The following is a 25,455-nucleotide window of genomic DNA, read 5'->3' as shown; positions in this document are numbered from 1 at the left end:
CATGGTATCGCGCGCGCTTCGCCACCTTGAAATTCCGGCACTGCTCGCCGTGCCGGTTGCGCTCGGTTTGGGAGCGATCATGCAGACGGATCAGACCGCTTTGCTCGTGCTTGTCGTGGTCCTCGCGGCGATAGCCGTGTTCTTCGCCCGCTTCGAAACCTCGAAACCGGCGCTGCGCCAGATTATGCCCGTGGTCGTGCTCGCCGCGCTTGCTGCGGCGGGACGGTTGCTCTTCGCGGCGGTTGCGGATTTCAAACCGGTTTCGGCTATCGCCATCATCGCAGGCGCCGTGTTCGGTCGGCAGGCGGGCTTCATGGTGGGGGCGATAGCGGCGCTCGTCTCGAACCTGTTTCTCGGTCAGGGGCCGTGGACGCCGTGGCAGATGTACGCATGGGGGCTCATCGGGTACTTCGCCGGCTTCCTCGCCGAGCGCGGGGTGTTCGAGCGCACGCCGCTATTGTACGCGTACGGGTTCGTTTCGCCTCTGCTGTACGGATTCTTGCTCAATACGTGGCACATCGTCGGGTTCGTGCACCCCATCACCTGGGAGAGTGCCTTGCTCGCTTACGCTGCGGGCATCGCATTCGACCTGACGCATGCGGTGGCGACGGTGATCTTCCTCGGCATCCTCTACCAGCCGTGGAAGAAGAAGCTCGAGCGCATCAAACGCAAGTACGGAATCTGACCCGAGCGAACCGTTTCGTGCTACAATGCATGCCCGAAATCGAGCGGTACGGCGCTTCACCGAGCGTGCGGTTCGGGAGTGCGGATAGTGCAGCGAACCCGAGCCGAAGCGAAGCGATCATGCGCTGCAACGGCGCAGCGCGCGGTCGGCTGTGCCGCAACCCGAGTCGAAACGAAGCGATCATGGAGCACGATATGCCGGACGAGCACAATCTTACCGCGGCTGTAGCTGCGCTCTCCGCAGGTCAGCCTGTCATCTTTCCGACCGATACGGTCTACGGGCTCGGCGTAGCGGTAGGCGTAGCCGAAACGCCGGAGATACTCTACGACATCAAAGAGCGCGATCACGGCAAGCCGGTCGCGTGGCTTGTGGCGAACCCCGAGGCGCTTGCGCTCTATGGCGCTGCCGTACCCGAGTTCGCCTGCGTGCTCGCCCGCACGTTCTGGCCGGGACCGCTCACGCTCGTCGTGAAGGCGGGGGCGAACGTGCCTGGGCCGTTCCAATCCGAAAGCGGTACGATCGCTCTGCGCATGCCCGACAACGAGCTTGCGCTTTCCCTGATCGGACGGCTGGGAGTACCCCTTGCCACCACATCGGCGAACATCAGCGGACAAAAGCCGCCGCGTTCCTTCGACGAACTCGACGAGGTGCTGCTCGGCCGCGTTCAAGTTGCCGTGCGCGACGGGAGCGAGAAGAGCGGTGTCGCCTCGTCGGTTGTCGATTGCACGGGCGATCACCCGGTGATGGTTCGCGAAGGCGGCGTTTCGATCGCCGACATCCAGGCGCTCGGATAGCGAACCGGGCGCGCTTTGTCCGGAGAAGCGCGCTGCGCGGGTGCGGACGTGCAGCGCGCTGCGGCTTCGCGGGCCTCGACGCGGCCCGAGGCCGAGCGCGGGCCGCGTGTGCGCCGCGTGTTGGACCGGGTGCGCAACGTTACCGGGCGATCGTGCGATTCGCGGTATAATGGGGTTTCAGCGACCGCGGGAGGGAAGCCATGGTTACACGCGCCCAGCGCGCCGACGTGCGCGATGCAGTGAAGGCGAGCAAGATCGGCTATCGTTCAGCTGATGGAAAAACCCAGATCAGAGCTCTTTTGTGGGAACCCGAGAAAAGTGCCGGCATAGCGCCTGTGGGCATCGTGCAGATCGTGCACGGCATGTCGGAGCACGTGGAGCGCTACGACGAGTTCGCCCGCTACCTCGCGGGTCTGGGCTACATCGTGTGCGCGAACGACCACGTCGGCCACGGCAAGAGCGTCACCGACAAAAGCGAATGGGGCTGCCTTCCCAGCGTCGGCGGCAAAGACGTGCTCATCGCCGACGTGCACGAGCTGCGCAAAACGGTCGGGTCGCGCTATTCCCGGCAGACCCCCTACGTCATGTTCGGCCACTCGATGGGCAGCTTCATCGTGCGCGCCTACCTCGCGCGCCATGCCGAAGGCCTCAGCGCGGCCGTCATCTGCGGAACGGGGCAGCAGCCGCTGCTGCTCTCGAAGTTCGGGAACCTCGTCGCCCGCCGCATCGCCTCGTCAAAGGGCGAAAACTACAAGAGCGCGTTTCTCGACGGGCTCGGGGCCGGGGCCTTCGCCAAGAAGATCGACAACCCGCGCACCGAGTTCGACTGGATATCCACCGACGATGCGGTGGTGGACGCCTACATCGCCGACGAATCGTGCGGGGTCATGTTCTCGGCGGGCGGCTACGCCACGCTCACCGACCTCACGGGCGAAGTGGTAGGCGCAGCTGCGGCCGAAGCGGTGCCGAAAGGTCTGCCGATCCTGTTCATCGCAGGCGCGCTCGATCCGGTGGGCGAGATGGGAAAAGGGGTCGAGAAGGCCGTCGAGCAGTACCGCCGCGCGGGCATCGAGACCGTGGATCTCACGCTCTACGAGGGCATGCGCCACGAGATCCTCAACGAGCCCGGCCGCGCCCAGGTGTACGCCGACGTGGCCGAATGGATCGGAGTGCACCTTTCGTAGCTGCGCGCGTTACAACGCGCGGTTCGGGCCTGCGGCGTCCTTCGCGCCTTCGCCGCCGTCCAGCCAGTGCTCCAGCCAGGCGCGGCGGGCGCCTTCGGCCTGCAGGCGCGTCAAGGGCAGCTCCGTTCCGTCGCTCAGGCGCAGCGCGGTCTTGCCCATCGTCTCGATGAAGTGCAGGTTCACCGCGTGCGACGACGAGGTGCACACGAACCGCCCGCTTCCCAAAAGGGGCGCCACGGCTTCCTTGAACGACGTGCGGCGGGTGAGCGAGCGCACGTCGTCGCCCTTGCGCAGGTGGTAGCGAACGGCGCGCTGGTCGGTCTCGGCGTACACGATGTCGTTCAGGGGCAGCCTGACCAGCCCCGCCGCCGTCTTGACCACGACGGAGGGGACGAGATCCGCTTCCCGGTGCTTGAGCGCCTTGTCCAGCACATTCTTCAGGCGGGCGGGCTCGACGGGCTTCAGCAGGTAGTCGAAGGGGTGGACCGAAAAGGCGTCGAGCGCGAATTCGGGCGACACGGTGAGAAACACGATGCAGGCGTCCTCGTCGAGCTCGCGGATCCGGCGTGCGGCCTCGATGCCCTGGGTAGGGGAGCCGGGCATGATGATGTCGAGCAGATACACGTCGAACGGGCCCTGCCGCTCCACATGGTCGAGCAGCTTGAGCGGGGAGGCGAACGGAAAGACGAGCAGTTCATCGCCGTCGTGCGGCTGCAAGGCGCCGATCGCCTCCGCAATGCGGGCGAGGTCGCGGGGGTCGTCGTCGCACAAGGCGATTGTCGTCAAGGTCTCCTCCTCGAAAATAGGGGCGGTGTTTGCCGATAAGGCGAATCTTCGCAAAACGCGTCGTTTGTGCGCTCGGCATCGGTCGAAAACCATTGTAGTTCTGATCTTCGCCGCCTGCGATGACACCATCTTGACGATTTTGCGCAAAACAGCGCCGATGTTTCGCATCCCATGTGCAGCGCTCGTCCTGCCGCGCCTCGCCGTCCGCCGCGCCGCATGGGCCGCCCACCTCGGTATCCGGTGCGCTGCGCCCGGGTTGCGCCCGCCGCGCCGACCGGTGCGCTGCGCCCGGCCGCCTTCGCTTCGCCGGTCAGCGCGTGGCGTCCGATGCGCCCGCCAAGGCGTCGAAGGGCAGCGCGAGCGAGGCCGTGAAGGAATCGTCGTCTCGCTCGACGCGGAAGGCCCCGCCGCGCTTGCGGGCAAGCGAGGCCGTCGACGCGAGGCCCATGCCGGCGCCCTCGTGCTTCGTGGAGGCGATGCCCTGCTCAAGGTCGCCCTCGTCGAGGCGCGCCGGGTTTGCGACGGTGGATCGGGCGCGTTCGCTCATGCTGTTGGTCACCGTCAGCACCACGGCCCCCGGACGCACCTCGCCCCGCACGCCGACGGCGTTCGCGCCGCCCGCTTCGGCTGCGGCCTCTACGGCGTTCTCCAGCAGGTTCGCAAGCGCCATGCAGAAATCCCCCTCGGGCACCGGGAGGCGCTCGGGCAGGTCGAGGCGGCAGCGCACCTCGACGCCCTCTTCGCGGGCGCGTTCGGTGAAGTGCGCGGACACGGCGTCAACCGCGGGGTTCTCGCAGAGCGCGCCGCGCTCGGGCGCCTCGTTCGCCAAAAGGCGGTAGTCGCCGAGCTCTTCCTTGAGGCCGTCCAAATCGCCCTCGTCGGCGAGGGTTGCGAGCACGAGCGCGCGATGCCGGAAGTCGTGGCGCATGACGGCCGTCTCGCGCATGTGATCGCGCAGCGCGGTGTAGCGGGCGGCTTGCAGCGCGCCGATCTGCGCTTCGGCCTTCAACCGCTCGTTTTCGATCGTCGTCTGCATGGTGGCGAACAGCGCTCGGTACGCCACGGCCAGAAGCGCCACCAGCAAAACGCAGGCGGCCGCGTAGAACCCGATCGCCGCAGGCGACTCCATGGCAACCTCCCAGCGAAACGAGTACACGGCAACCGCCACCGCGCAAAACGCACTCGGCACGATCCAGAGCCCGCCCCAGATCGCATCGTCGGTCGTCTCGTCGATGGCCCACGCCATGCGCCCGCCGAACAGCGGCGCGAGCGAAAGCGGCAGCGTGAGGGACAGCGCCGCATCTACGGCGAGCACGGCCGCCTCGGCGATGTCCTGCATCTCCATGATCAGCAGCGCCACGTCCACTGCGAGCACCGTGAAGGCCGCGACCGCCGCTCCCGACAAGAACGCGAACGCGCGCATGCGAAGCGGCACGCGCGCTACGAGGTGCAGCACGCCGAAGAACACCGGGAGCAGCACGATCATGGAGAGATTGAAGTTGAGCGACGGTACGAGCGTCATGAAGGCGGCCGAGAAGGCGTCGCCGACGACGATGGCGGCGGCCCCCAAGGAAACGTTGCGCACGGCCGGCGGGCGCAGGCGGTGCCGTACGGCAAGCACGATGAGCGCGTACACGGAAAGCCAGCAGAACAGGTCCTGCCGGAGCACGTCGAAGAACGATTCCCAGAACAGCTCGGTTGCCAGCGCGTCGGCCATAGCATCCCCCTCGGGCGCATCGGGGCGGTTTGCAGCAGAAGTGTACCACGGGCCGAAGGCGAACAGCGCAAAGGGTTCTTGGTTGGCGGGTTGTCGGCATTCCGGAAGCCCTCCTTGAGCAAGGGGTTCTGCTGCCGCGAGCCGGGCGCAACGAACCGATTCTGCGCAAAACGGCGCTGATGCTTCGCAAACGCCCCACGGGGGGGGGTCTCTTTGCGAAACTGTTTTCAAAGTGTGCGATGAGCCGCGCAGGCGGCATGGTCGAAAGAGGGTTCGCATGGCGATGGCGAAACGGTTGCTGCTGGGGTTCTGGACGGTCGTGGCGGGAGCGGTGCTCGCATGCGCGCTCTTGCCGGCGACGGCGCTGGCCGCCGACGTGGAGCTCGCAGTCACGTACAACGACAATGCGGAAGGCGCGATGGACACCGCCATCGCCGATGCCCTCGCGGCGCAAGGCGCGCCAGCTAAGGCAACCGTCACCGTCATCAAGGTCACCGGAGCCGCGACCGACATAACCGACGGCAACTGGGAGGCCCTCCGGGCTTGTTTCACGGCGGACAGCGGCTGGGACGCCCTCAAGTACCTCAACTTCAGAGTTATGCCCAATATCGAGAGCGTCGGTTTCACCTCCTCTGCGAGTACGTCGGAGCCCTCCAAACTTGTAAAAGCGAGCTTTTCCTGGGATGGGGCGCAGCCCAAGACCATCGGCAACCACGCCTTCCGGAACTGCGCGAACCTGTACGACATCAGCTTCGGCAACATAGTCGAAACCATCGGGGACGGCGCGTTCTACGGTTGCAAAACCCTCACCTTGAGCGACCTGCCGGACAGCGTGAAGAGCATCGGGAAGGAGGCGTTCAGGGGGTGCAAGAGCCTCAGGTTGTCAGAGATGCCCGACAACGCGGAGACGGTCTCCGACGGCGCCTTCCAAGGCTGCACCGACCTGAAGCGCATGAAGTTCCCCGCCAAGGTGAAGACGATCGGGTCCCGCGCGTTCGATATAGCGTACTCGGACGGCACAAGCCACTATCTCACCCAGCTGACCTTCGTGGGCGCAGCGCCGACGTCGGTGGCGGCGGATGCCTTCGGCTCGTACTCTGCGGGCATGTTGATCTGCGAAGAAGGAAATGCTTCCGGGTTCGACGAGGAGTGGATGAAGAGCGCCTTCGGCGACAATGCCTCGAATTGGTCGGTCAACGTGTCAAACTGGCCCTTCACGGTGAGAGGCGGCGTCAAGGACCAAGACTGGAGCTGGTCGGACAACAACACCGTGCTCACCATCAGAACCGCCACGCCGGTGATCGTCGGCGGCGTGGCGACCGCCTTGAACACGATCGAGGTAAAGAACGTCCGCATCGTGGTGGACTGCGGCGAGGGCGAGACCGCGGACGTCACGCTCAGTTCCGTCAACATCAACACCGACAAAGGATCCGCTTTGCAGGTGGCGAGCGGCGCGCTCGACCTGAAGCTGGAAACCGCTTTCATAGCCGCTAACAATCCCGTTAACCTCGTGTCGTCCAACGGGGCCGGCATCGAGCATGGCACGAACCCTCTCAAGCTCTCGGTCGCCGGCACCGGCTCCTCTGGCGAGAAGATCACGATAGAATCCTCCAAAGGCGGCGCGGGCATCGGTGGAGTCGATGCCGATGGCCGCAGGGACGCGGGGAACTTCGCCCTGTCCTCCGGCGCCGACAAGGCTGTCACCGTGAAGGGCGCGCCGGGCTGCGCGGGCATCGGCGGCGCCGAGGGAGGCAGCGCGACCAACCTGTCGTTCACGGAAAGCAGCGCCCCTCTCAACGTGATCGGCGGCGCGGGTGCCGCAGGCATCGGCGGCGGCGAAGGCGGCAGCGCTTCGGATATAAAGTTCACTGCCGGGAAGGGGCACACCGTGACCGCCACAGGAGGCGGCGCGGCCATCGGCGGCGGCAAGGGCGGCAACGCGTCCGACCTGCTGTTCGACAACGACAACGACAACGTTACGTATACCTTCACCGCAACCGGAGGAGGCGCGGCCATCGGCAGCGGCACGAGCGGCACGGCGAGCAACCTGCGGTTCAAGCAAGGCACGTACAAGCTGACCGCCGACAACGGCGGTGCGGGCGTGGGCGCCGGTGCTGGCGGCAGCGCTTCAGGCATCGTCATCGAGGAAGGGCACAACGGGATAAGGCCAACTTCGTGCTCCTTCAATGTTACCACCGCACCGGCCTTCTCGTCGGGTACGACGATCACCGCAGGCCTCTTCAAGGAGGGCAACATAAGCGCGAACACGGTGTACGGCATCCAGGCGGCAGAGGGATGCAAGGTCGTCGACTCCGGGGAGTCGCGCTATCCGTACCAGGTTGCATCCACAAAGAACCCCTTCGTCGTGGCCGGCGGCACGGAGGGAACCGACTGGAGCTACGACATCGGCAAAAAGCTGCTGAAGGTGCTCACCACCACGCCCCTGGACATCTCCATGGCTGAGGACGTTGTCTCGACGAATGCCCGCATCCAGGTGGAATGCCCCGAATCGACCGACACGGCTCGGCTGACGATAAACGGGCTGAAGGTCAAAAGCGTATTCGACGACCCCGCCCTCGGCGTGAAGAAGGGAAGGCTCGACCTGGAGCTCGTGGGCGACAACGTGCTCGACTCCCGCCTTTCCTGCGGCCTGGGGAATGCGGTCGATGCCGAGAACAAGCTTGTACTGACCGTCTCCGGCGAGGGATCGCTCGTGGCGAAGGGGAGTGACGCCTCGGCCGGCATAGGCGGCAACTGGCGAAAAGGCTGCAAATCGTTCGAGTCCATCACCATCAAGGACGGCACCATCACGGCTACCGGCTCTCATTGTGGCATCGGCGGCGGCGGGGAGGGCCCCGAAAGCGGCACCGGCGAGGGCGGGACCATCGTCATCGAAGGCGGCACCGTGACGGCAGAGGGCTACGGCGCCCAGGGCATCGGCTCGGGGAGCACCAGCGCGCCGGCAACGGTCGTCATCACGGGCGGCAAGGTGACCGCGAAGGGCACCACGGCGGCCATCGACGCGGGCGCGGAGATCAGCGGCGGGTACTTCGGTGTGGGCGACGCGACCGCGCAGACGGTGTACGGCATTACGCCGCAGGCCGATTTCAAGGTATGGGCGAACGAGGGCGCCGATGCGGCCGTATACCCGTTCTACGTCGCCAAGACCTCTGCGCTTAAGCTCAAGCAGGGCGTGGAGAAGACCTACGACGGCAAGGCCTTCGCGGCCGACGACGTGCTGGAGGCGGCTTCGTACGGCACGACGGACGCGAAGGCGGACGTGACCTTCTCCTACCGCGCGAAGGGCACGCAGGATGCCCCGACGGCAGGCCTTCCCGCAAACGAGGGCACATGGGAGGTAACCGCAACCCTGCCCGCGAAGACGGTGGGGGGCGAGCCCTATGCCGCTGCTACGGCCACTGCCGAGGTGACCGTCAAGGCGGCGTTTGTCTATCCGGTGGTAGAGGGCGACAAAGGCACGTGGAATAAGGATGGCTCGGACGGCATGCGCTTCAAGATAGACGCCTCACTCGACAAGTTCCTCGATGTGGCGGTGGACGGTACCCGGCTGACCGCTGGAAAGGACTACGACGCCACTGCGGGCAGCACGGTGATCGTGCTGCGTCCGACCTACCTTGCCGGGCTGGCTGCGGGCGAGCACACGCTGGACGTGACATTTACGGATGGTTCGTCGACAGCCGTGTTCACCATCGAGGGCGCACCCGCACCGAAACCGTTGCCTGAAGGCGGCGGCGATGAAACGGGCGGCGCGTCACTCGTTGCCGTCGGCGACCCGCTCGGGTTTGCCGCCGGCGCAGTGCTGACATTGGCTGCCTTCGCCGTCGGCGGACTGGCGCTGGCAAGGAGGCGCGGGTAGGGTTTGGTCGGGGATTCGCCCCGTTTTTGCATCATAGGAACGCGGCCATGTAGAGGGGCAGGTACGTCACCGCTCCCTCGTTGGCCACGTTGTAGCGATGCAGCACGCAGGCGCGCTCTATTCCGTAATTCTTCACGTCCATCAGCCTGTCCAGCGCCGCATGCTTCGTGCTGTACTTGCCGCTCTTCACCTCCACGGGTAACACGGCCGGGTTGAGACCGTCCTCTATGAGGAAGTCCACTTCGCCGACGTTTTTTTGAAGAAATACCGCAAAAGTCGCATTGGAAAACGGCCAAATCCTGCAAAAGTAGAACTGTAGCGAAGTTCGAGGCCCCGGCACCTCTGGCTTGGTCGGGGATTTGGCGCCGCTTATGCGGTCAGCTCGGTTATGGGGGCCACGATGACGCCCTCAGGCGTCCTGTACTGGTAGTCCGTCTTCCCGACGAGAACGAGCATGAAGCTGGGCTCGGGATTGCGGGCTGCCGGATTCGCGGCAATTTTGTTCTTAAGCCTTAGCAGGTTTCGCACGCCGGCATCCGCTTTGTTGGCTCCCAGCTTTACTTCTATCGCCCCCCAGCGGCCGTCGCGCAATTCGATGATGACATCAACCTCCAAACCGTCGGCATCCCGATAGTAGCGCAACGGGTCGAGCTGCGCTTGACTCATGGTGGAGGCGTATACCCGCAAGTCGCGCAGGCATAGTTCCTCAAAGAGCTGTCCGAAGAGCTGAAGATTGCCCATGAGCGTATCCGGTCCAGCGCCGAGCAGAGCGGCGGGCAGTGAAGGGTCTGCAAAACCGTACTTCGGTTTAGTGCGCAAGCGGCTTCTCGATTTGATGGGCGCGTCCCAGCCATGCAGATCGCATACTACGTAGCGGCCGAGGAAGTAATCGAGAAACGTGCTCACCCTCCGCGTGTTCGCGTCGGACACCTTTCCGCCATCATCGAGCCCCATATCTTTCGCAAGCGTTTCCAAGGTGGCGGCGCTGCCCACGTTACGTGCGAGAGATTGCAAAAACAGCCTAAGTTCCCGCTCGGATCCGGGTGCCTTATCGTCCTCTTTCGCGAACAAGGCGTCCAAGTACTGCGCGGGCACGATTCGAGCCGCCTCGCTGTCGAGGTCGACGGCCGCAGGCCAGCCGCCGCGGCATGCGAGTTCGGCAAGCTGCTCCAAGTCTGTCTCGACGGGGCCGGGCTCGAACGTTTTCTCGAACAGTCCTGCAAGAGAAACGGACTTTCGTGAATGGCCCGATTCGGAAAGCGTCATGGGCCACATCTTCAGCCTCGCTATCCTTCCGGAGCCGGTATGGCGCGTTTTGCCCTTGGCTGGCCGAGACGAGCCGGTCAGGATGAACAGGCCGCGTTTCCCGCCGGCTTCGTCCACCTTGTTGCGGACCGCATCCCAAACCTGCGGCACCTCCTGCCACTCGTCGATGATATGCGGCGCCTCGCCTTTAAGCACGGCATCGACGTCGATTTCAGCGAGCTCCCGGGTCTGTTTACTGTCGAAGGTCACTCTGCTTTTGCCGTGCGCACGTGAGGTCCACGTCTTCCCCGACCACATTGTTCCGGTTATTTCGACGGCGCCGAACGCGCGAAGGTGCAGTTCGACGGAAGGATCGATGAGCCGCGGTAGGTAACGATTTCCCTCTATTTCCATGTTCTGCGCTCCTCCTGAAAAGACGATGACCAGCAAAAAACCGTAAATGTAGTAAGAATTATTCCGTAAATGTAGTGACATTGCATCCGTAAATGTTGTACTCATTTTAGCGGAAAGCAACCGACGAAAGCAACCACGGGGAAAGCACACCTGCGACCCCCGATGCTCCCTTTACTAATTTTGCGCAAAAAGATACCGATACGACGCAGGGACGCACGGGGGGAACAACGTTTGGGAAAATAAAAGGCGACGTGTGCAGAAGCCCGGTTGAAAGCCTTGAGCGGCGATTCCCATGCGGGCGAGCGGAAGGGTAGCGCGATGGATAGAACACGGCGCTTCATAGCGGCATTCACCGCTTGTGCGATGGTGGCGGCCCTGGTGCCCTCGGCCTCGTTTGCGGTCGAGCCGGTCGATCCGCAGCCTGTGCAGGAAGGCCAGAACCAACCCGCCGACACCCCCGCGCCCGATCCGCAGGATACCCCCGCCGCCGATGGGCAGCCGCAGCACGATGCTGCCACCCCGCCGGTCGGCGGCCAGCCGCAGGGAGACCAGCCGGCTGACGGCTCCGCCCCCGATCCGGGCGCGCAGCCCGAGGACGACTCGCAGCCGAGCGCCCCCGCGCCCGACTCCGCACCTGTCCCCGCAAACGGCTCTTCGAGCGATGTCACCGTGCGCGACCTGTCCGCACCGACGCCCGTACAGCACGATTTCGGCGAAGGCTACGGCGTGCTCTCGGCCATCCCCATCGCCTCGGGCGAGGAGCTGGCCAAGATCGGCGCGGACGCGGCCTACCCGCTCGATGCGAACTACTTCCTGGCCGATTCCGTTCCCGACAGCGGCATCGAGCTGCCGGCGGGCTTTCGCCCCATCGGCGTGCCCACCGACCAAGCCTACCCCGCGACGTTCACCGGCAAATTCGACGGCAACAACAAGACGCTCCGGTTCAATCTGAACGTCACTGAAGACCTGTCGCAGGCCCGGGATCACAACCAGCCGAAGTGGCACTACGTGCTGGCGACGCTGTTCTATCACCTGAGTTCCGGAAGCGTCGTGCAGAACCTGACGCTGACGGGCAGCATGACCAGCGCCGAAAACGCCTACGGACTGGCCGAAACGAACGACGGGGTGGTGCGCAGCGTCCACCTGAAAGGGTGCGTCGTCACGGGGAACATGGATGAATCGCACTTCGACAGCAACAACAACGGTCACGACGCCGTGGGTCTGGTGAAATACAACTACGGCCGGGTTGAGAACTGCACAACCGACGAAGCCAGCGTTATAGCGGCGAGCACTTCCGTGGGCCTCGTCGGGGAAGGCACGGGAACCATCGACGGGTGCGTGAACCGCGCGGCGGTCGGCAACGACACGGGACACCGCTGCGCCGGCATCGTGGAATACGTGAGCGGCAACGGGTCGCTCACGAACTGCGAAAACTACGGGCGCATTGCCGCAAGCGACGATTCCGCGGGTGAAATGGCGGGCATCGCGATCGGCGTGCACGACACTGTGCGGGTTGAAAACTGCACCAACTACGGCGAGGTGTGGTTCCCCGATGCCGATCAGCCCGACAACGATAACCGCGTGGTCGGCGTCGTGGGCAGAATGGAAGATGCCGCCACCATGGTGAACTGCGTCAACAAAGGCACCGTCACCGCGAAGGCCGCGGGCAGAACGGCGGGCGTCGTGGGCGAGATGGAGGGGAAGAACACCGTTACCAACTGCGTCAACTACGGCGCCGTGAGCGGCCAGCACCGCGTGGGCGGCATCGTGGGCGAGGTGGGCGCGGAATTCAGCGTAGACTGCTACGTGACCGACTGCACGAACTACGGAAAGGTCACGGGAAGTGCAAAACAGGTGGGCGGCGTCATCGGCCTCAACAACTGCGGCGCGAAGAACCTGATCAACCACGGCGAGGTGACCGGCGATGAAGAGGTGGGCGGCGTCATCGGCCTCAATTCCAAATTCGGCAACGCCGGGTACGTGTTCAACTACGGGTGCGTATTGGGCAACTCGATGGTTGGCGGTGTTGTGGGTAGGACCACGGCGTCCCAGGTCAACTTCAAGGTGAACATCGGCCTCGACCACGCGTTCGCGGTGGCGGGCAACTACGGCGAGGTCAAAGGCGACATCAATGACGACATACCGGGCGGCGACGACGGGGATGTAGTTGGCGGCGTCGTGGGTCGCGCTGAAGGGCACCTCGTCGAGCTTGTGTTCAACGAGGGCACCGTCACCGGTGACGACCGGGTAGGCGGCGTCGTGGGCGAGGCCGAGGTCGCCGTGTCCTCGTGCTACAACACCGGCGACGTCACGGGCAACAACGGGGCGGGTGGCCTCGTGGGTGACTCGAGCGGACTGATGGCCACCAACGCCGTCTCCTTTTCCTATAGCACCGGACGGGTGCTGGGGTGGGGCGGAGACGAGCAGAACCTTGGCGCGCTCGTGGGTATACGCAACGACTCCAGTTCTATCAGCTGGATGCACGACCTGTACTACAACACCGATTTCACGGGCGACCTTCCCCCGTTCGGCAGCCATAAGGTCAGCCAAGCGTACGACCGCAATATCGAGGGACGCACGACGGTGACGATGGTCGGCGATGAGCTTGCAGAAGAGCTCGGCAGCGAGTGGACATCGTGGAGCTTCAAAGCCGAGGCCGAGCCGACGGATCAGGAGAGAACCTATCGCTTTCTCTATCCGATGATCACGGAGTTTACGCAACTGAGCGAGCCGTACAAGGTGAACTACCCGAGCATTCTCATGCACGATTTCGGCATCCCGGAGCGCGACGAGGTGTGCTATAAGCTGTTCGAGAACCTGACCACTGCAGACGATCTCAAGCGCGTCGAGAACAATTCTCAAGGCTGCTACGTGTTGGCCAACGACATCAGCATGCAGGGCGCCCCGCTTCCGTGGCTGGGCGGCGAGGGCGAATTTTCCGGCATGTTGGACGGCCTGGACAACACCATCACCGACATCGATTCCGAGCACGGCCTGATAAAAACCCTTAACGGGCGCGTGATGCGGCTCAAGCTGGACGGCTCCATTCGCTCCAGCGCGGCCTCCACGGGTGACGTGGGCGCTTTCGCCCACCTGGTGCTCAACGGGGGGACGCTGTACCGCTGCACGAACCTGGTCGACATCACGCTTGACGGTGGCCCCGATGCCGCGGTCGGAGGCATCGCCGCTGTGGTGGACGGCATGAATGCAAGCGTTATCTGGTGTATGAACAATGCCACTGTCGACGGCGGTAGCAGTGCCTACACCGGCGGCATCGTGGGTCGCGCGATGGGCAATGTGAATACAACCATCGACAACTGCGCCAACCAAACCGACGGCGTGGTTGCGGGAAGCCGCACGGTCGGCGGCATTGTGGGCGTGAGCTACGTGCCCCAGAGCTCGGAAGATACAACGAAACAGGGCATCTTCTGCATCAACTACGGCACGGTGCGCGGCGATACCGACACCGGTAACGCCGCGAACGTCGGCGGCATCGCCGGCGAGCTGTACGGGTTCGTGCAGTATAGCGAAAACAGAGGAACGGTGACGAATGGCGGCCAGTGCACGGGCGGGATCGCGGGTCTTGCGGGGGAGAACGCCATCGTGGACAACTGCAGCAGCTACGGCACGGTGAGCGGCAGCTGGAAGGCCGGCGGCCTGGTCGGTTGCGTTCCGCAAGGGCAAGGTCGTATGGAAATACGGGAAAGTTCTCACAGGGGGAGCGTGACGGGCAAAGACTACGTGGGCGGGCTGCTCGGCTCGGTTGACAAGGGAAGCAGCGAGTGCAGGATACAGAACTGCTTCACCTCTGCCGCAAGTACCGTGACCGGGCATATTCGTGTCGGCGGGCTGGTGGGCACCGTGATGGGTTCGGCATCCCTTGCTTCGTGCATGGTGCAAGCCGATGTGGCGCTGTCCGCCGAAACGATGAGCGATGGAGGCGGGTACACCGCGGGTGGTTTGGTGGGTCTTGCCGACTGTTGGCACCTCGACGTTTCCAATTGCAGTTTCGTCGGCGACATCCGCTGCACGGGGGCGCAGAATAAAACGCAGACGTTCAATGCGGGCGGCCTTGTGGGGTACGCTCAGAACGACATTAATCCGCAGGGCGTCTTCAAGCTGCAGCAAAGCTTCTTCGCAGGCAACTTCATAAGCACGGTGCCCCCCGGCTCGCAGGTGAACCGCGCGGGTATCGCGCTGGTGGATGCAAGCGTGAAAATCAGTGCGGAATTCAAGCGTTTGTACTTCAACCTCTTCTGCGGAAGCCCTGCGCTCATCTGCAGCGATTCTTCGCAGGTGTTCGACGACGCGTACCTTCAGGCCAACACCATCGCAGGGCTTTCAACGGCCAACATGACCGGCGACGATGCGCTCGAGGCCGCGGGCAAGATGACCGCGCTCAACAAAGACGGCGTCTGGCGGACCAAGCCGTCGGGAAGCGCGCACATCGGGGACGGCGACCAGAACGTGTACTACACGGCGTATTACCCCTCCCTCGACCTGCGCAACACGGATTGGTCGAGCGAGGAGGTGGTCGAGCCCTACGACCAGAAGGTCGACGTGGTTGCCTCGTACGTGTACACCGGGTTTCCCATCGCCTACCATGAGTCGCTCTACAACGGGGCGACCTACGAGGCGATCGGGTATGCGGAGAAGACCGCGCTTGCCGCCCGCATGGTGAGCACGAGGGCCGCCACGCCGTTCGCGGCGCCGACCTCGCTCAACCGCGGGTGCCCCAAAGACGTAGGCGAGTATCTGGTGCTGCTGAGGTTCACCGACCCGGGCGTAGCGGTGGGCTACCGTTTGGAATACGCCGAGATGCACATCACGAAGGCGCCCCTCACCGTGAGGGCGAACGACGCGAACGCCCAGTACATGGAAGAGTTCTCTCTGGACGAGGTCACGTTTACGGCCTATGGACTGCTCGGCACCGACGACGAATCGTGTCTGGACGAGGTGGTGTGGCGCTGCCTGAACTACAGCCCGAGCTCCCTCGGAGATTACGATATCACGCTCTCTCATGCGAGCGACAACAACTACGAAATCACCGATGCCGGAAGCCCCTACGGACAGCTGCATAACGTGCGGGAACCTATCGAGGGCCACTACGACCTCGCGTATGCGGCGAAGGGCGCAAACGGCCATGAAGATTGGCTCATCGGGCCAGTGACCATCACCCCGACGAACGGCTACGACTTGATAAAAACCGATCAGGATTGGGAGAAAGCCCTCGTCGTCGAGCTCGACAAGGACACGGCGAACCACAAGGTGTCCTTCACGTTGAAGAATTCCCAGACGGGGGCAACGTCGGATAGCGGAAGCGTCACCTTCAACTACGGTAAACCGCTTGCGTATACCTATACGCCTTCGGGCACCCAGATGCCCGAGCTGGTGCCTGAACTTGTTTGGGGCAATACGATTGAGCTGATGCAAGAGGGCGGCGGCGTGTTTCTGGTGTATGTGAACGGAGAGCTTTCCTACACCATCGATCCGATCGAGGACGCTCAAAAAGAGGAACAGGACCGGTTGCTCAAGGTTGGCTCCAGCGATATCGACTTCCTCATAGCGCCGTTGCTGCCCAACGCCGAAATCGACATCCTCACGCAAGGGGTGGGCCCCGTGTGCAGCACGGCGGGCGCGGTGAGCGAGCCGCTCGGGCCGGGCAGGGCCCATTTCCGCACCATGGGGTATTCGGTAAAACTCGATGTATCGAACCTGGATGTCACATACGACGGCACGCAGCATGCGGCTACGGTAATACCGTCGCTCTGCGAGGGAGTGGAAACCGCACCGCCCACGTGCACCGTCACGTATGCGGGCTCCAGCGGCACGGTGTACGAGGAATCGGAAACGCCGCCCGTGAATGCAGGGTCCTATCATGTCAACACGAGGGTGAACGTCGAGGAGAACCCGGATCTCGAACCCTCGACGCACGTCTATTACCAGACCATTCGCAAAGCGCCGCTCGCGCTTACAGCCGAGAACAAGACGCGCCTGGTGGGCGAGGAGAACCCGGAGCTCACGTACGCGGCCGAGGGGCTGGTTAACGGTGAGAAGACCGACGTGCTCGACGCGGTGGAGCTTGCCTGTGCGGCCGACGCGACCTCCGGTGTGGGCGCCTATCCCATCGAGTTCACCGCCGCAACCGACAACAACTACGAGATCGCGACCACCCCCGGCACGCTTACCGTGAAGCAGGATAGTGCCGACGGCCGCTTCACCGTGAGCGGCCAGAAGGGAGATGGCGGCCACGACGAGTGGTACGTGGGCGAGGTGACCGTCGCGCCGGACGGCCGGGACGGCTACGACCTCGTGTCCGACGACGGGGGAGCCACGTGGCATTCCTCGCTCTCGTACACGAGCGACGACGCGCCGCGCACCGTGGACCTCGCGCTCATGGTGAAGAAATCCGCCACCGGCGCCTACACCTCGGCGGCGCAGACGAGCTTCAACCTGTTCACCAAGCCGCTTACGGTGACCTCGCTTTCCCCTGCGCACGGCGAGCAGTACCACGACCCGGCAAACACCGTGCTTACGCTTTCGTTCGATCAGCCGATCGAGAAGGGGCGCGGGTACTTCACGATAACGGATGCGAACAAAACCGAGTTCGCGAAGCTCAACGTGGGCGCTTTGCGGGTGAGGGTTTCCGACGACGGGAAAACGGTGAAGCTGCGTCTGCCCGACGCGTTCGAGCCGTACGGCACCTACACGGTGACCTGCGGGCCGGGCACGCTGTTCACGCAAACGTACGGCAAGCCGTTTAACGGCTTGGCCGAGGGAGATTGGACGTTCTCCGTTTCCGGCTCCAGCGACACGGTGAGCATCAGCGACCTGCTGTTGGACGTCGAGGGGGAAAGCTCGCCGCGCAGCGCCGTCTACGTGGGCCGGGACGAGGCCGATTACGCTGCGGCGCTCGTCCCCGGCGAAGGCGGCGCGACGGCGCTTACCCTCACGCCCCAGGTGGGCGGCGTGCTGGCCGACGACCGCGTCAAGCTGGAAGCGCTCGAGGTCGCGATGCTCGACGGCGGCGCGGCGCCGGCCGATGCGGTGCAGATCGAGGGCACGCGGCTTGTGATCGCGCCCGGCGTGAAGTCGGCGCGCATCAAGGTGACCGCGTACGGGCAGACGGCGAGCGACAGCGCCACCATCATGCTCATGTGCACCGGTTGGGCGACCGCCGTGGTGGACAACCAGACGGGGTTCGCCGTCGAGACGTCGAACCTGCTTGCGGCCATCAACCCCTTTGACCTACCTTTGCTCGAAGACAACCAGGTCGCGCGCGTCACGCTCGCCATCGCGCCTTTGGCGGACGGCGAGGTGGCCGAGGCCGAGCGCGCCCTGTTGCTTCAAGCGGCGGGCGAAAGCGTGCTGGGCGAGTGCTTCTCCATCGAGCTTTCGATCGACGTATTCGAGAAGAACGGCCACGGATCGCTCGTCAGGCGGGTCGTCGTCGAGGTGACCGAGCAGCCCATCGTGTTCTCCATGGCGTTTCCCGACGACGGGCTCGACCACGCCAACGAGTGCATGCTGCGCGTGCACGGCGGCGCGGCCGATGCGCTTGGCGTGGCCGTCCGCGCCGACGGCGCGCGCGTGTTCGCGAGCGACATGTTCAGCACCTACGCGCCGGCCTACGACATCCTGCGCACCATCACGGTCGAGGCGCCCGAGCACGGCACGCTCGCCGTGGACAAGACGCAGGCCGTCAAGGGCGAGACCGTCGTCGTGGCCGCCGTGCCCGACGAGGGTTACGAGCTTGAGGAGGTTCGCGCGAACGGCCGCGCGGTCGAGAAAGGCTCGTTCGTCATGCCGGACGAGGACGTGACGGTGTCCGCCGTGTTCGCGGAAAAGCCGGAAGCCGCGATCCCGCTGCCGCCCGCTTCCGACCCACCGTCGTCGGGCGAGCGTCGGGAGGGGGCCGCAACGCCTTCGACCGGCGACGCCGCGTGCCTGCCGTTCGCCGCGTCGGCCGCAACCGCGCTCGCCGCCGCCGCGCTCGCGGCGATCGCCCTCGTGCAGAGAGCGCGCCGCACGCGCGAAAGGAGGTAGCCACCCGCCGGCAAGGCCCGCGCGGCCGCCTTCTGCGCCGCCGTTCTCCGGATGTCTGCGCTGTCGTTTCCCGCCGGTCGTCGGCATGTCCGTGCGGTCCGCCGGTTGCGCTTCCGCTTTCGTTTGGCCTATCATGGACGCATCGTCTCCCGGACCGAAAGGCTGACCGCCATGCCGAAGAAATACGTCGTCGCGCTCGACCAGGGCACGACTTCATCGCGCGCCATCCTGTTCGACCGCCAAGGCCGGCTTGTCGCTATGGCGCAGCATCCCTTCGAGCAGATCTACCCGCAGCCGGGCTGGGTCGAGCACAATCCGCAGGACATCCTCTCGTCGCAGATGGCGGCTTTGACCGAGCTGCTCGTCTCGCGCGATGTGGGGCCCGACGAGATCGACAGCATCGGCATCACCAACCAACGCGAGACCACGATCGTGTGGGACCGCGAAACCGGGGTCCCCGTGGGAAACGCCATCGTGTGGCAGTGCCGCCGCACGGCTCCCATCATCGATGAGCTGTGCTCCGATCCCGCCGTAGCCGAGCGCATCACCGCCTCGACCGGGCTTGTGCCCGACGCGTACTTCTCCGCGAGCAAGATCAAGTGGATCCTCGACAACACGCCCGGCGCCCGGGAGGCGGCGCTCGCGGGCAGACTCGCGTTCGGCACGGTGGACAGCTGGCTAGTCTGGTCGCTCACCTACGGCAAGGTGCACGCAACCGACGTCACCAACGCGAGCCGCACCATGCTCTTCGACATCCACAAAGGGTGCTGGGATCCGTGGCTGTGCGAGCTCTTCGACGTTCCGGCCTCGATGCTTCCCGAGGTGAAGCCCTCTTCCTCGTTCTTCGGCGAGACCGCCCACCCCGGCATCTTCGGAGGCATTCCGCTTGCGGGCGTGGCGGGCGACCAGCAGTCGGCGCTGTTCGGCCAGTGCTGCTACGCGGCGGGCGAGGCGAAGAACACCTACGGCACCGGCTGCTTTCTGCTCATGCACACCGGGGCCGAGGCGTGCGCCTCGAGAAACAACCTCGTCACCACCATCGCGGCTTCGGCGCCGGGGGTGGGCCATACCGAATACGCGCTCGAGGGCAGCGTGTTCGTGGCCGGCGCACTCGTGCAGTGGCTCCGCGACGAACTCGGCCTCATCGACGCCGCCGAGGAAACCGAAGCGCTCGCCCGCAGCGTGGGCGATACGGGCGGGGTCTACATCGTACCCGCGTTCACGGGCCTCGGCGCTCCGTACTGGGATGCCGATGCGCGCGGCGCGATCTTCGGCCTCACGCGGGGAACGACGAAGGCGCACGTGGTGCGGGCGGCTCTTGAATCCCTCGCATACCAGGTGCACGACCTCGCGTGCGCCATGGAGGCCGATGCCGGCAAGCGGATGCGCGTGCTCAATGTGGACGGGGGAGCGTCGGCAAACGATTTTCTCATGCAGTTCCAGTCCGATCTCTTGCGCACGCCGCTTGCGCGCCCTCAGAATACGGAGACGACGGCGCTGGGAGCCGCGTACTTGGCGGGTCTGCGCACGGGGTTCTGGAAGAGCACCGGCGAGCTGTGCGACAGGCGGACGGGCGACACGTCGTTTTCGCCCGACATGCCCGAACCTGCGCGCGTCGCGCTCATCGAGGGCTGGCACGAGGCCGTGGCCCGCACGCGCGCGGCGTAAGGCCGACGGTATCGAAACGAAAGGGTGTGCGATGAAGATATCGATAGCGAGCGATCATGCGGGATTCGAACAGAAACAGCAGCTGGTCGACTACCTCGTTTCGCGCGGCCACGACGTCGCCGACCGCGGTCCCGATAACGACGACCGTGTGGACTATCCCGACTACGCCGCCCTCGTCGCCCGCGACGTAGCCGAGGGTCGCGCCGAGCGCGGCGTGCTCGTGTGCGGCACCGGCATCGGCATGGCCATGGCGGCGGGCAAAGTGCCCGGCATCCGCGCGGCGAACATCGTGGATGCCGAATTCGCGGTTCTCTGCCGCGAGCACAACGACGCGAACGTGATCGCGCTTTCGGGCAGGTTCGTCGATCTTAAGGTGAACGAGCGGATTCTCGACGCGTTCCTCTCCACCGATTTCGGTGGAGGGCGCCACGCGGGCCGCGTCGCGAAGATCATGGAGCTCGATTAACGCCGGCATCGCCAAGCCTCGCTGCGCGGTAAGCCCGGGTTGGGCGCGGCACGCGACCGCGGCCCTCGGAATGCGCGGGTCAAGCCGTGCCGCAGGATTCCGTCTCGTGTACGGAGCAACAATCGTGCCATTTGGCACGATCTTTGTCCTATGCGGCTCACTCGATTTCGCCGTGTTAAGGGCATGCGCGCATCATGCCTGTTCGGAGGCTCGCACCTCTCAAACCTCCAAATTATCCTTGTCAAAGATAATGCCAAATGGCACGATTGTTGTCGACGGCGCCGTTTTCGAAGTCTTATCTAATGTGTTATATATCAAGTAGCAAAACTTGGTTAATTTCGCGACCTCGTCCATGACTTCTTGTATACTGGGCACGGTAGATAGGTACGGTTATTGAGGAGGGACAGTGAAAACTGCAACGAAACATCTGACAAAGTGGGCGATGCTCGCGCTTACCGCCGCTTTGTCGGCCACGATGCTCGTCGGGCTCACCGCGTGCGGGGGAGAATCCGCCGAGGACGTCATCCGCAAGGGCGTCACCGAGGAGCTTGAGAGCATCAAGAACCTCGACCAGGCTGCGCTCGACGAGATCATGGCCGGCGCCGGCGCCGCCGATGCGGGGCTCGACGAGTACGGCATCGACATGGAAGAGTTCTGCCGCACGTGGCTCGAGGGCTTCGATTACTCGGTCGACAACGTGACGGTCGACGGCGAAAACGCCACCGCCACGGTCACCATCACCTGCAAATCGCTCATGGAGGGCATGACCATCTTCATGGACAAGGTGACCGCGCTCACCGAGGACACCGAGGCCATGAGCAAGCCGATGGAAGAGCTGAACCTGCAGATGGGCACCATGCTCATGGAGTCGCTCGGCGAAGCTCCGCTCGAGACCAACACGGTCGATCTTCCCTATGCGCTCAACGGCAACACCTGGGAGCCGGGCGCCGGGTTCGACACCGCGCTGAGCGAGGCGTTCGCCGGAGGCGCGCTGTAGCACGCAAGGGGTTTCGCCGACGTTCGCGTGCGTGCGAAGCGGTGCCGAAGCGCACGCAAAGGGTTGCTGCCTCATCCGGTCGATGATGGTCCGGGCTCGGCGAACCGTGCGTGGTGGGACGGCATTCGCGCGCACCGCAGAGCGAATGCATCTGCGCATCCCGAAGGCCAGGGGCCGATCCGCTTGATGGATCGGCCCTTTTTCGTTCGTCTGGCGCGAGCGGGCGCACGTTGTGCTAGCATGTGAAAAACCATTTTGTCGCATACGTTGAAAGGGGTGCGGGCAATGCCGCTGTCTTACGTTTCGAAGGAAGATCCACAGGTTGCCGATGCCATATCGCAGGAGCTGGCGCGGCAGCGCGGCAGCGTGGAGTTGATCGCATCGGAGAATTTCACGTCGCCGGCGGTCATGGAGGCGGTCGGCAGCGTCCTTACCAACAAATACGCTGAAGGGTATCCCGGCAAGCGCTACTATGGCGGCTGCGAGAAGGTCGATATCGTCGAGGACATCGCCCGGTCGCGCGCATGCGAACTCTACGGGGCAGGCTTCGCCAACGTGCAACCCCATTCGGGTGCGAACGCGAACTTCGGCGCGTACACCGCCGTCATCGAGCTCGGCGACACCGTCCTCGGCATGAGTCTCGACCAGGGCGGACACCTCACCCACGGCTCGCCGGTGAACTTCTCGGGCAAGTTCTACAACTTCGCCGCCTACGGCCTCGATCCCGAAACCGAAACGATCGATTACGACGACGTGCTGCGCATTGCGAAGGAGGTCCGCCCCAAGCTCATCGTGGGCGGCGCTTCGGCATACCCGCGCACGATCGACTTCGAGCGTATGGCCGCCATCGCCAAAGAGGTCGACGCGTACTTCATGGTCGACATGGCGCATATCGCGGGCCTCGTTGCTACCGGAGCCCATCCGAGCCCGGTGCCCTATGCCGATATCGTCACGTCCACAAGCCACAAGACGCTGCGCGGCCCGCGCGGCGGTTTCATTCTCACCAACGACGAGGATATCGCGAAGAAGGTCGACAAAGCCGTATTCCCCGGCGCACAGGGCGGCCCGCTCATGCACGTGATCGCCGGCAAGGCGGTCGCGTTCGGCGAGGCGCTGCGCCCCGAGTACACAACCTACATCGAGCACGTGGTCGAGAACGCCAAGCGCCTCGGCGAGGGTATGATCGACGGGGGCCTTCGCCTCGTGTCGGGCGGTACCGACAACCATCTGTGCCTCGTAGACCTCACGCCCGCCGATGTAACGGGCAAGGATGCCGAAAAGCTCCTTGAGACCGTGGGCCTCACGGTGAACAAGAACTCCATTCCCAACGAGCCCCGCTCGCCGTTTGTCACAAGCGGCATCCGCGTGGGTTCGGCAGCTGCCACTACCCGCGGTTTCACTGCCGAAGACTTCTACCAGGTAGGCCAGCTCATCGCAACCACGGTGTTCCACGCCGAAGACGACGCGATGCTCGCCGACGTGCGCTCGAAGGTAAACGCCATGCTCGACGCGCATCCGCTGTATCCTGAATACCAGCACGCATAGGAAAATGTGCCGTCCGAATGCCAACGCTTCGGGCGGCTCGATGCGATGCGTCCTGCCGATTGTCCGATCCGACGAAAGGGAATCTCCGCCATGGCCACCGAATACGAACGCGTGACGCTTGTCGACCATCCGATGGTGCAGCACAAGCTCTCTATCCTGCGCGACAAAGAGACGTCCTCGAAGAAGTTCCGCGAACTCATCAAGGAGCTCGCCTTGTTCGAGGGTTACGAGGCAACGCGCAACCTTCCGCTCGCCGACGTCGAGGTCGAAACGCCTCTGTGCAAGACGACGTGCAAGAAGGTGAGCGGCAAGAAGCTTGCCATCGTGCCGATTCTGCGCGCCGGGCTCGGTATGGTCGAAGGCGTGCAGGAGCTTATGCCCGCAGCGCGCGTGGGACATCTGGGCATGTACCGCAACGAGGAGACGCATGAGCCGGTCGAGTACTACGCGAAGCTTCCCGAAGACATCGCCGAGCGCGAGGTCATCGTCGTCGATCCCATGCTCGCTACGGGCGGATCGGCCACGGCTGCCATCGGGTACCTGCGCAAGCGCGGCGTGGCGGGCACGATCAAGCTCATGGTGATCGTGGCGGCCCCTGTCGGGATAGAGGCGGTGCTCGCTTCAGACGACGACGTGCAGATATTTACGTGCGCCATCGACGATCACCTCAACGACGAAGCCTATATCGTGCCGGGTCTCGGCGATGCGGGCGACCGTATCTTCGGAACGAAGTAGCGCGCCCGCTGTTCGTCGAGCGGTAGATGCTCGACGGTGCGAAGCGCCGAGCATCTACCGTACCTGCTAGAAAGGGAATCCGCACATGACCGATCACATCGACCATCCTCTCGACGCCGACGAGCGTCCCTCGTGGGACGAGTACTTCATGAAGCTCGCGACCGAGGTTGCCACGCGCACCACGTGCATGCGCCGCGGGGTGGGGGCGATTATCGTAAAGGACCGCCGCATCCTCGCTACGGGATACAACGGCGTACCCACGGGGCTTCGCCACTGCAAGGAGACGGGCTGCCTCCGCGCCGAGCTCGGCGTCCCGAGCGGCCAGCGCCACGAGATATGCCGCGGGCTCCATGCCGAGCAGAACGCTATCATCCAAGCTGCCCGCTACGGCATCAATATAACCGGCGCTTCGATCTACATCACTACGCAACCGTGCGTCGTGTGCGCCAAGATGCTCATCAATGCGGGTATCGAGGAAATCGTGTATCAGAACCCCTATCCCGACGAGCTCGCCATGTCGATGCTCGAAGAGTCGGGCATCGCAATCCGGGTGTTCGAACGCTAGGGATCGCGAGACCAAAGCGCGACCGAGCGGGAAGCCGAGCTGGCGTGCGGTTTCGACCCCGGATTCGGGAGCGGCCGCGCGCGACCGGACTTCTCCGTTTCGGGCGCTGAGCTCTTTGCAGCATCGTGGCGCGACCGTGCAGAACCTGTCGGCGGGCGGTTGCGGTTCCATCGATTCCGAGGTGCGACCGTGCGAGCCTGTCGGCGAACGGTTGCACCTTGATCCGGTTTCAGATTGATTTTATGCAGAAACGGTGCGGCGTTTTCGCATATCGCAGGCTTATGCGTGCAGCTTTATTCAGTTTTTCTCATCAACCGGCTCCATTTACCAAGTTTTTTCTTCATTTTCGCCGCTTTCTCGCGGAAGCTTGTTGAAGTTCCGTTACCATACTGATGGTTTTGTATGACTTGTATGAGTTTCTAGGTAGAAAGCAGGATATGATACTTCCGATCGTGCTCGGGGCGGTATGCGGGGTTCTCGGGTTCTTACCCTTGATAGCCGGCTTGAGACTCGCCCGAAAGGCTACGCCGACCAGCAACATCGGTCACGCAGGCGCATTGCTTCTCGGGGTGTTCGGTTCGTTTGTGCTGCTCATCGGAACGCTGATCGTCTGCATCGTGGGAGCCCGCGATGCAGTTTTGCCGTTTGCCCTCGCGGAAGTCGTCGCTTTGAGCGCCTCCGCCATCGCATTCGGCGCGTACAAGTTGGTTCGGAAGTAAAACGAGGAAAGG

Annotated in this window: 16 protein-coding genes; 12 read left to right on the top strand and 4 right to left on the bottom strand. The window is 64.1% G+C overall.

From position 1 onward, the window contains the following. The first annotated feature begins 1 nt into the window (after position 1). From FJE54_RS14990 to FJE54_RS14980, 3 genes are all read left to right on the top strand, one after another. Positions 2-685, top strand: a complete 684-nt coding sequence (locus FJE54_RS14990; protein ID WP_255467457.1) for an ECF transporter S component — start codon at positions 2-4, stop codon at positions 683-685. 182 nt (positions 686-867) lie between these two features. After that, positions 868-1,479, top strand: a complete 612-nt coding sequence (locus tag FJE54_RS14985; protein ID WP_255467456.1) for an L-threonylcarbamoyladenylate synthase — start codon at positions 868-870, stop codon at positions 1,477-1,479. A gap of 200 nt (positions 1,480-1,679) precedes the next feature. Next, positions 1,680-2,663, top strand: coding sequence for an alpha/beta fold hydrolase (locus tag FJE54_RS14980; RefSeq protein WP_139653591.1), 984 nt, complete (start codon positions 1,680-1,682; stop codon positions 2,661-2,663). Positions 2,664-2,672: 9 nt separating this feature from the next. On the opposite strand, the gene FJE54_RS14975 is transcribed toward FJE54_RS14980, so the two are convergent. Both FJE54_RS14975 and FJE54_RS16095 read right to left on the bottom strand, forming a co-directional pair. Further along, positions 2,673-3,449 carry a LytR/AlgR family response regulator transcription factor gene (locus tag FJE54_RS14975; protein WP_180326762.1) on the bottom strand — a complete coding sequence of 259 codons (777 nt, stop codon included), beginning with the start codon at positions 3,447-3,449 and terminating at the stop codon, positions 2,673-2,675. Between the two features lie 310 nt (positions 3,450-3,759). After that, positions 3,760-5,166: a GHKL domain-containing protein gene (locus FJE54_RS16095; protein WP_180326761.1), complete on the bottom strand. Its 1,407-nt coding sequence runs from the start codon at positions 5,164-5,166 to the stop codon at positions 3,760-3,762. Between the two features lie 277 nt (positions 5,167-5,443). Between FJE54_RS16095 and FJE54_RS14965 the strand changes: the two genes are divergently transcribed. Further along, the gene (locus FJE54_RS14965; protein WP_139653588.1) at positions 5,444-9,043 is read left to right on the top strand and encodes a leucine-rich repeat domain-containing protein; all 3,600 of its coding nucleotides are present in this window, start codon (positions 5,444-5,446) and stop codon (positions 9,041-9,043) included. Positions 9,044-9,074: 31 nt separating this feature from the next. Here FJE54_RS14965 and FJE54_RS14960 read toward each other — a convergent pair whose 3' ends face one another. Both FJE54_RS14960 and FJE54_RS14955 read right to left on the bottom strand, forming a co-directional pair. Beyond that, positions 9,075-9,284, bottom strand: a complete 210-nt coding sequence (locus FJE54_RS14960) for a hypothetical protein (protein WP_139653587.1) — start codon at positions 9,282-9,284, stop codon at positions 9,075-9,077. A gap of 128 nt (positions 9,285-9,412) precedes the next feature. Beyond that, a complete protein-coding gene (locus FJE54_RS14955) occupies positions 9,413-10,702 on the bottom strand; it encodes an ATP-binding protein (protein ID WP_180326760.1) in 1,290 nt (429 codons plus the stop codon). 318 nt (positions 10,703-11,020) lie between these two features. Between FJE54_RS14955 and FJE54_RS14950 the strand changes: the two genes are divergently transcribed. The 8 genes from FJE54_RS14950 (at position 11,021) to FJE54_RS14915 (ending at position 25,443) form a co-directional block, all read left to right on the top strand. Beyond that, positions 11,021-18,748 (top strand): MBG domain-containing protein, encoded by a 7,728-nt coding sequence (locus tag FJE54_RS14950; protein WP_139653585.1) that lies wholly within the window; start codon positions 11,021-11,023, stop codon positions 18,746-18,748. A gap of 171 nt (positions 18,749-18,919) precedes the next feature. After that, entirely contained in the window at positions 18,920-20,416 is a 1,497-nt protein-coding gene (gene glpK, locus FJE54_RS14945; RefSeq protein WP_139653584.1) for a glycerol kinase GlpK, read from the top strand. Between the two features lie 31 nt (positions 20,417-20,447). Next, on the top strand, positions 20,448-20,882 hold the full coding sequence (gene rpiB / locus FJE54_RS14940) for a ribose 5-phosphate isomerase B (RefSeq protein ID WP_139653583.1): 435 nt from the start codon (positions 20,448-20,450) through the stop codon (positions 20,880-20,882). Between the two features lie 406 nt (positions 20,883-21,288). Next, complete coding sequence (locus FJE54_RS14935) at positions 21,289-21,879, top strand: hypothetical protein (RefSeq protein WP_139653582.1); 591 nt, start codon at positions 21,289-21,291, stop codon at positions 21,877-21,879. Between the two features lie 285 nt (positions 21,880-22,164). Continuing rightward, a complete protein-coding gene (glyA, locus tag FJE54_RS14930) occupies positions 22,165-23,424 on the top strand; it encodes a serine hydroxymethyltransferase (protein WP_139653581.1) in 1,260 nt (419 codons plus the stop codon). 90 nt (positions 23,425-23,514) lie between these two features. Continuing rightward, positions 23,515-24,159 carry a uracil phosphoribosyltransferase gene (gene upp / locus FJE54_RS14925; RefSeq protein ID WP_139653580.1) on the top strand — a complete coding sequence of 215 codons (645 nt, stop codon included), beginning with the start codon at positions 23,515-23,517 and terminating at the stop codon, positions 24,157-24,159. A gap of 85 nt (positions 24,160-24,244) precedes the next feature. Then, positions 24,245-24,724, top strand: a complete 480-nt coding sequence (locus FJE54_RS14920; RefSeq protein WP_139653579.1) for a deoxycytidylate deaminase — start codon at positions 24,245-24,247, stop codon at positions 24,722-24,724. A gap of 437 nt (positions 24,725-25,161) precedes the next feature. Beyond that, positions 25,162-25,443, top strand: a complete 282-nt coding sequence (locus tag FJE54_RS14915; protein ID WP_139653578.1) for a hypothetical protein — start codon at positions 25,162-25,164, stop codon at positions 25,441-25,443. Positions 25,444-25,455 lie beyond the last annotated feature (12 nt).

This window comes from Raoultibacter phocaeensis (assembly GCF_901411515.1).
In the GTDB taxonomy this organism is placed as follows: Bacteria; Actinomycetota; Coriobacteriia; order Coriobacteriales; family Eggerthellaceae; genus Raoultibacter; species Raoultibacter phocaeensis.
Note: the sequence above shows the minus strand (reverse complement) of the source record. Positions and strands in the feature narration are given on the sequence as shown.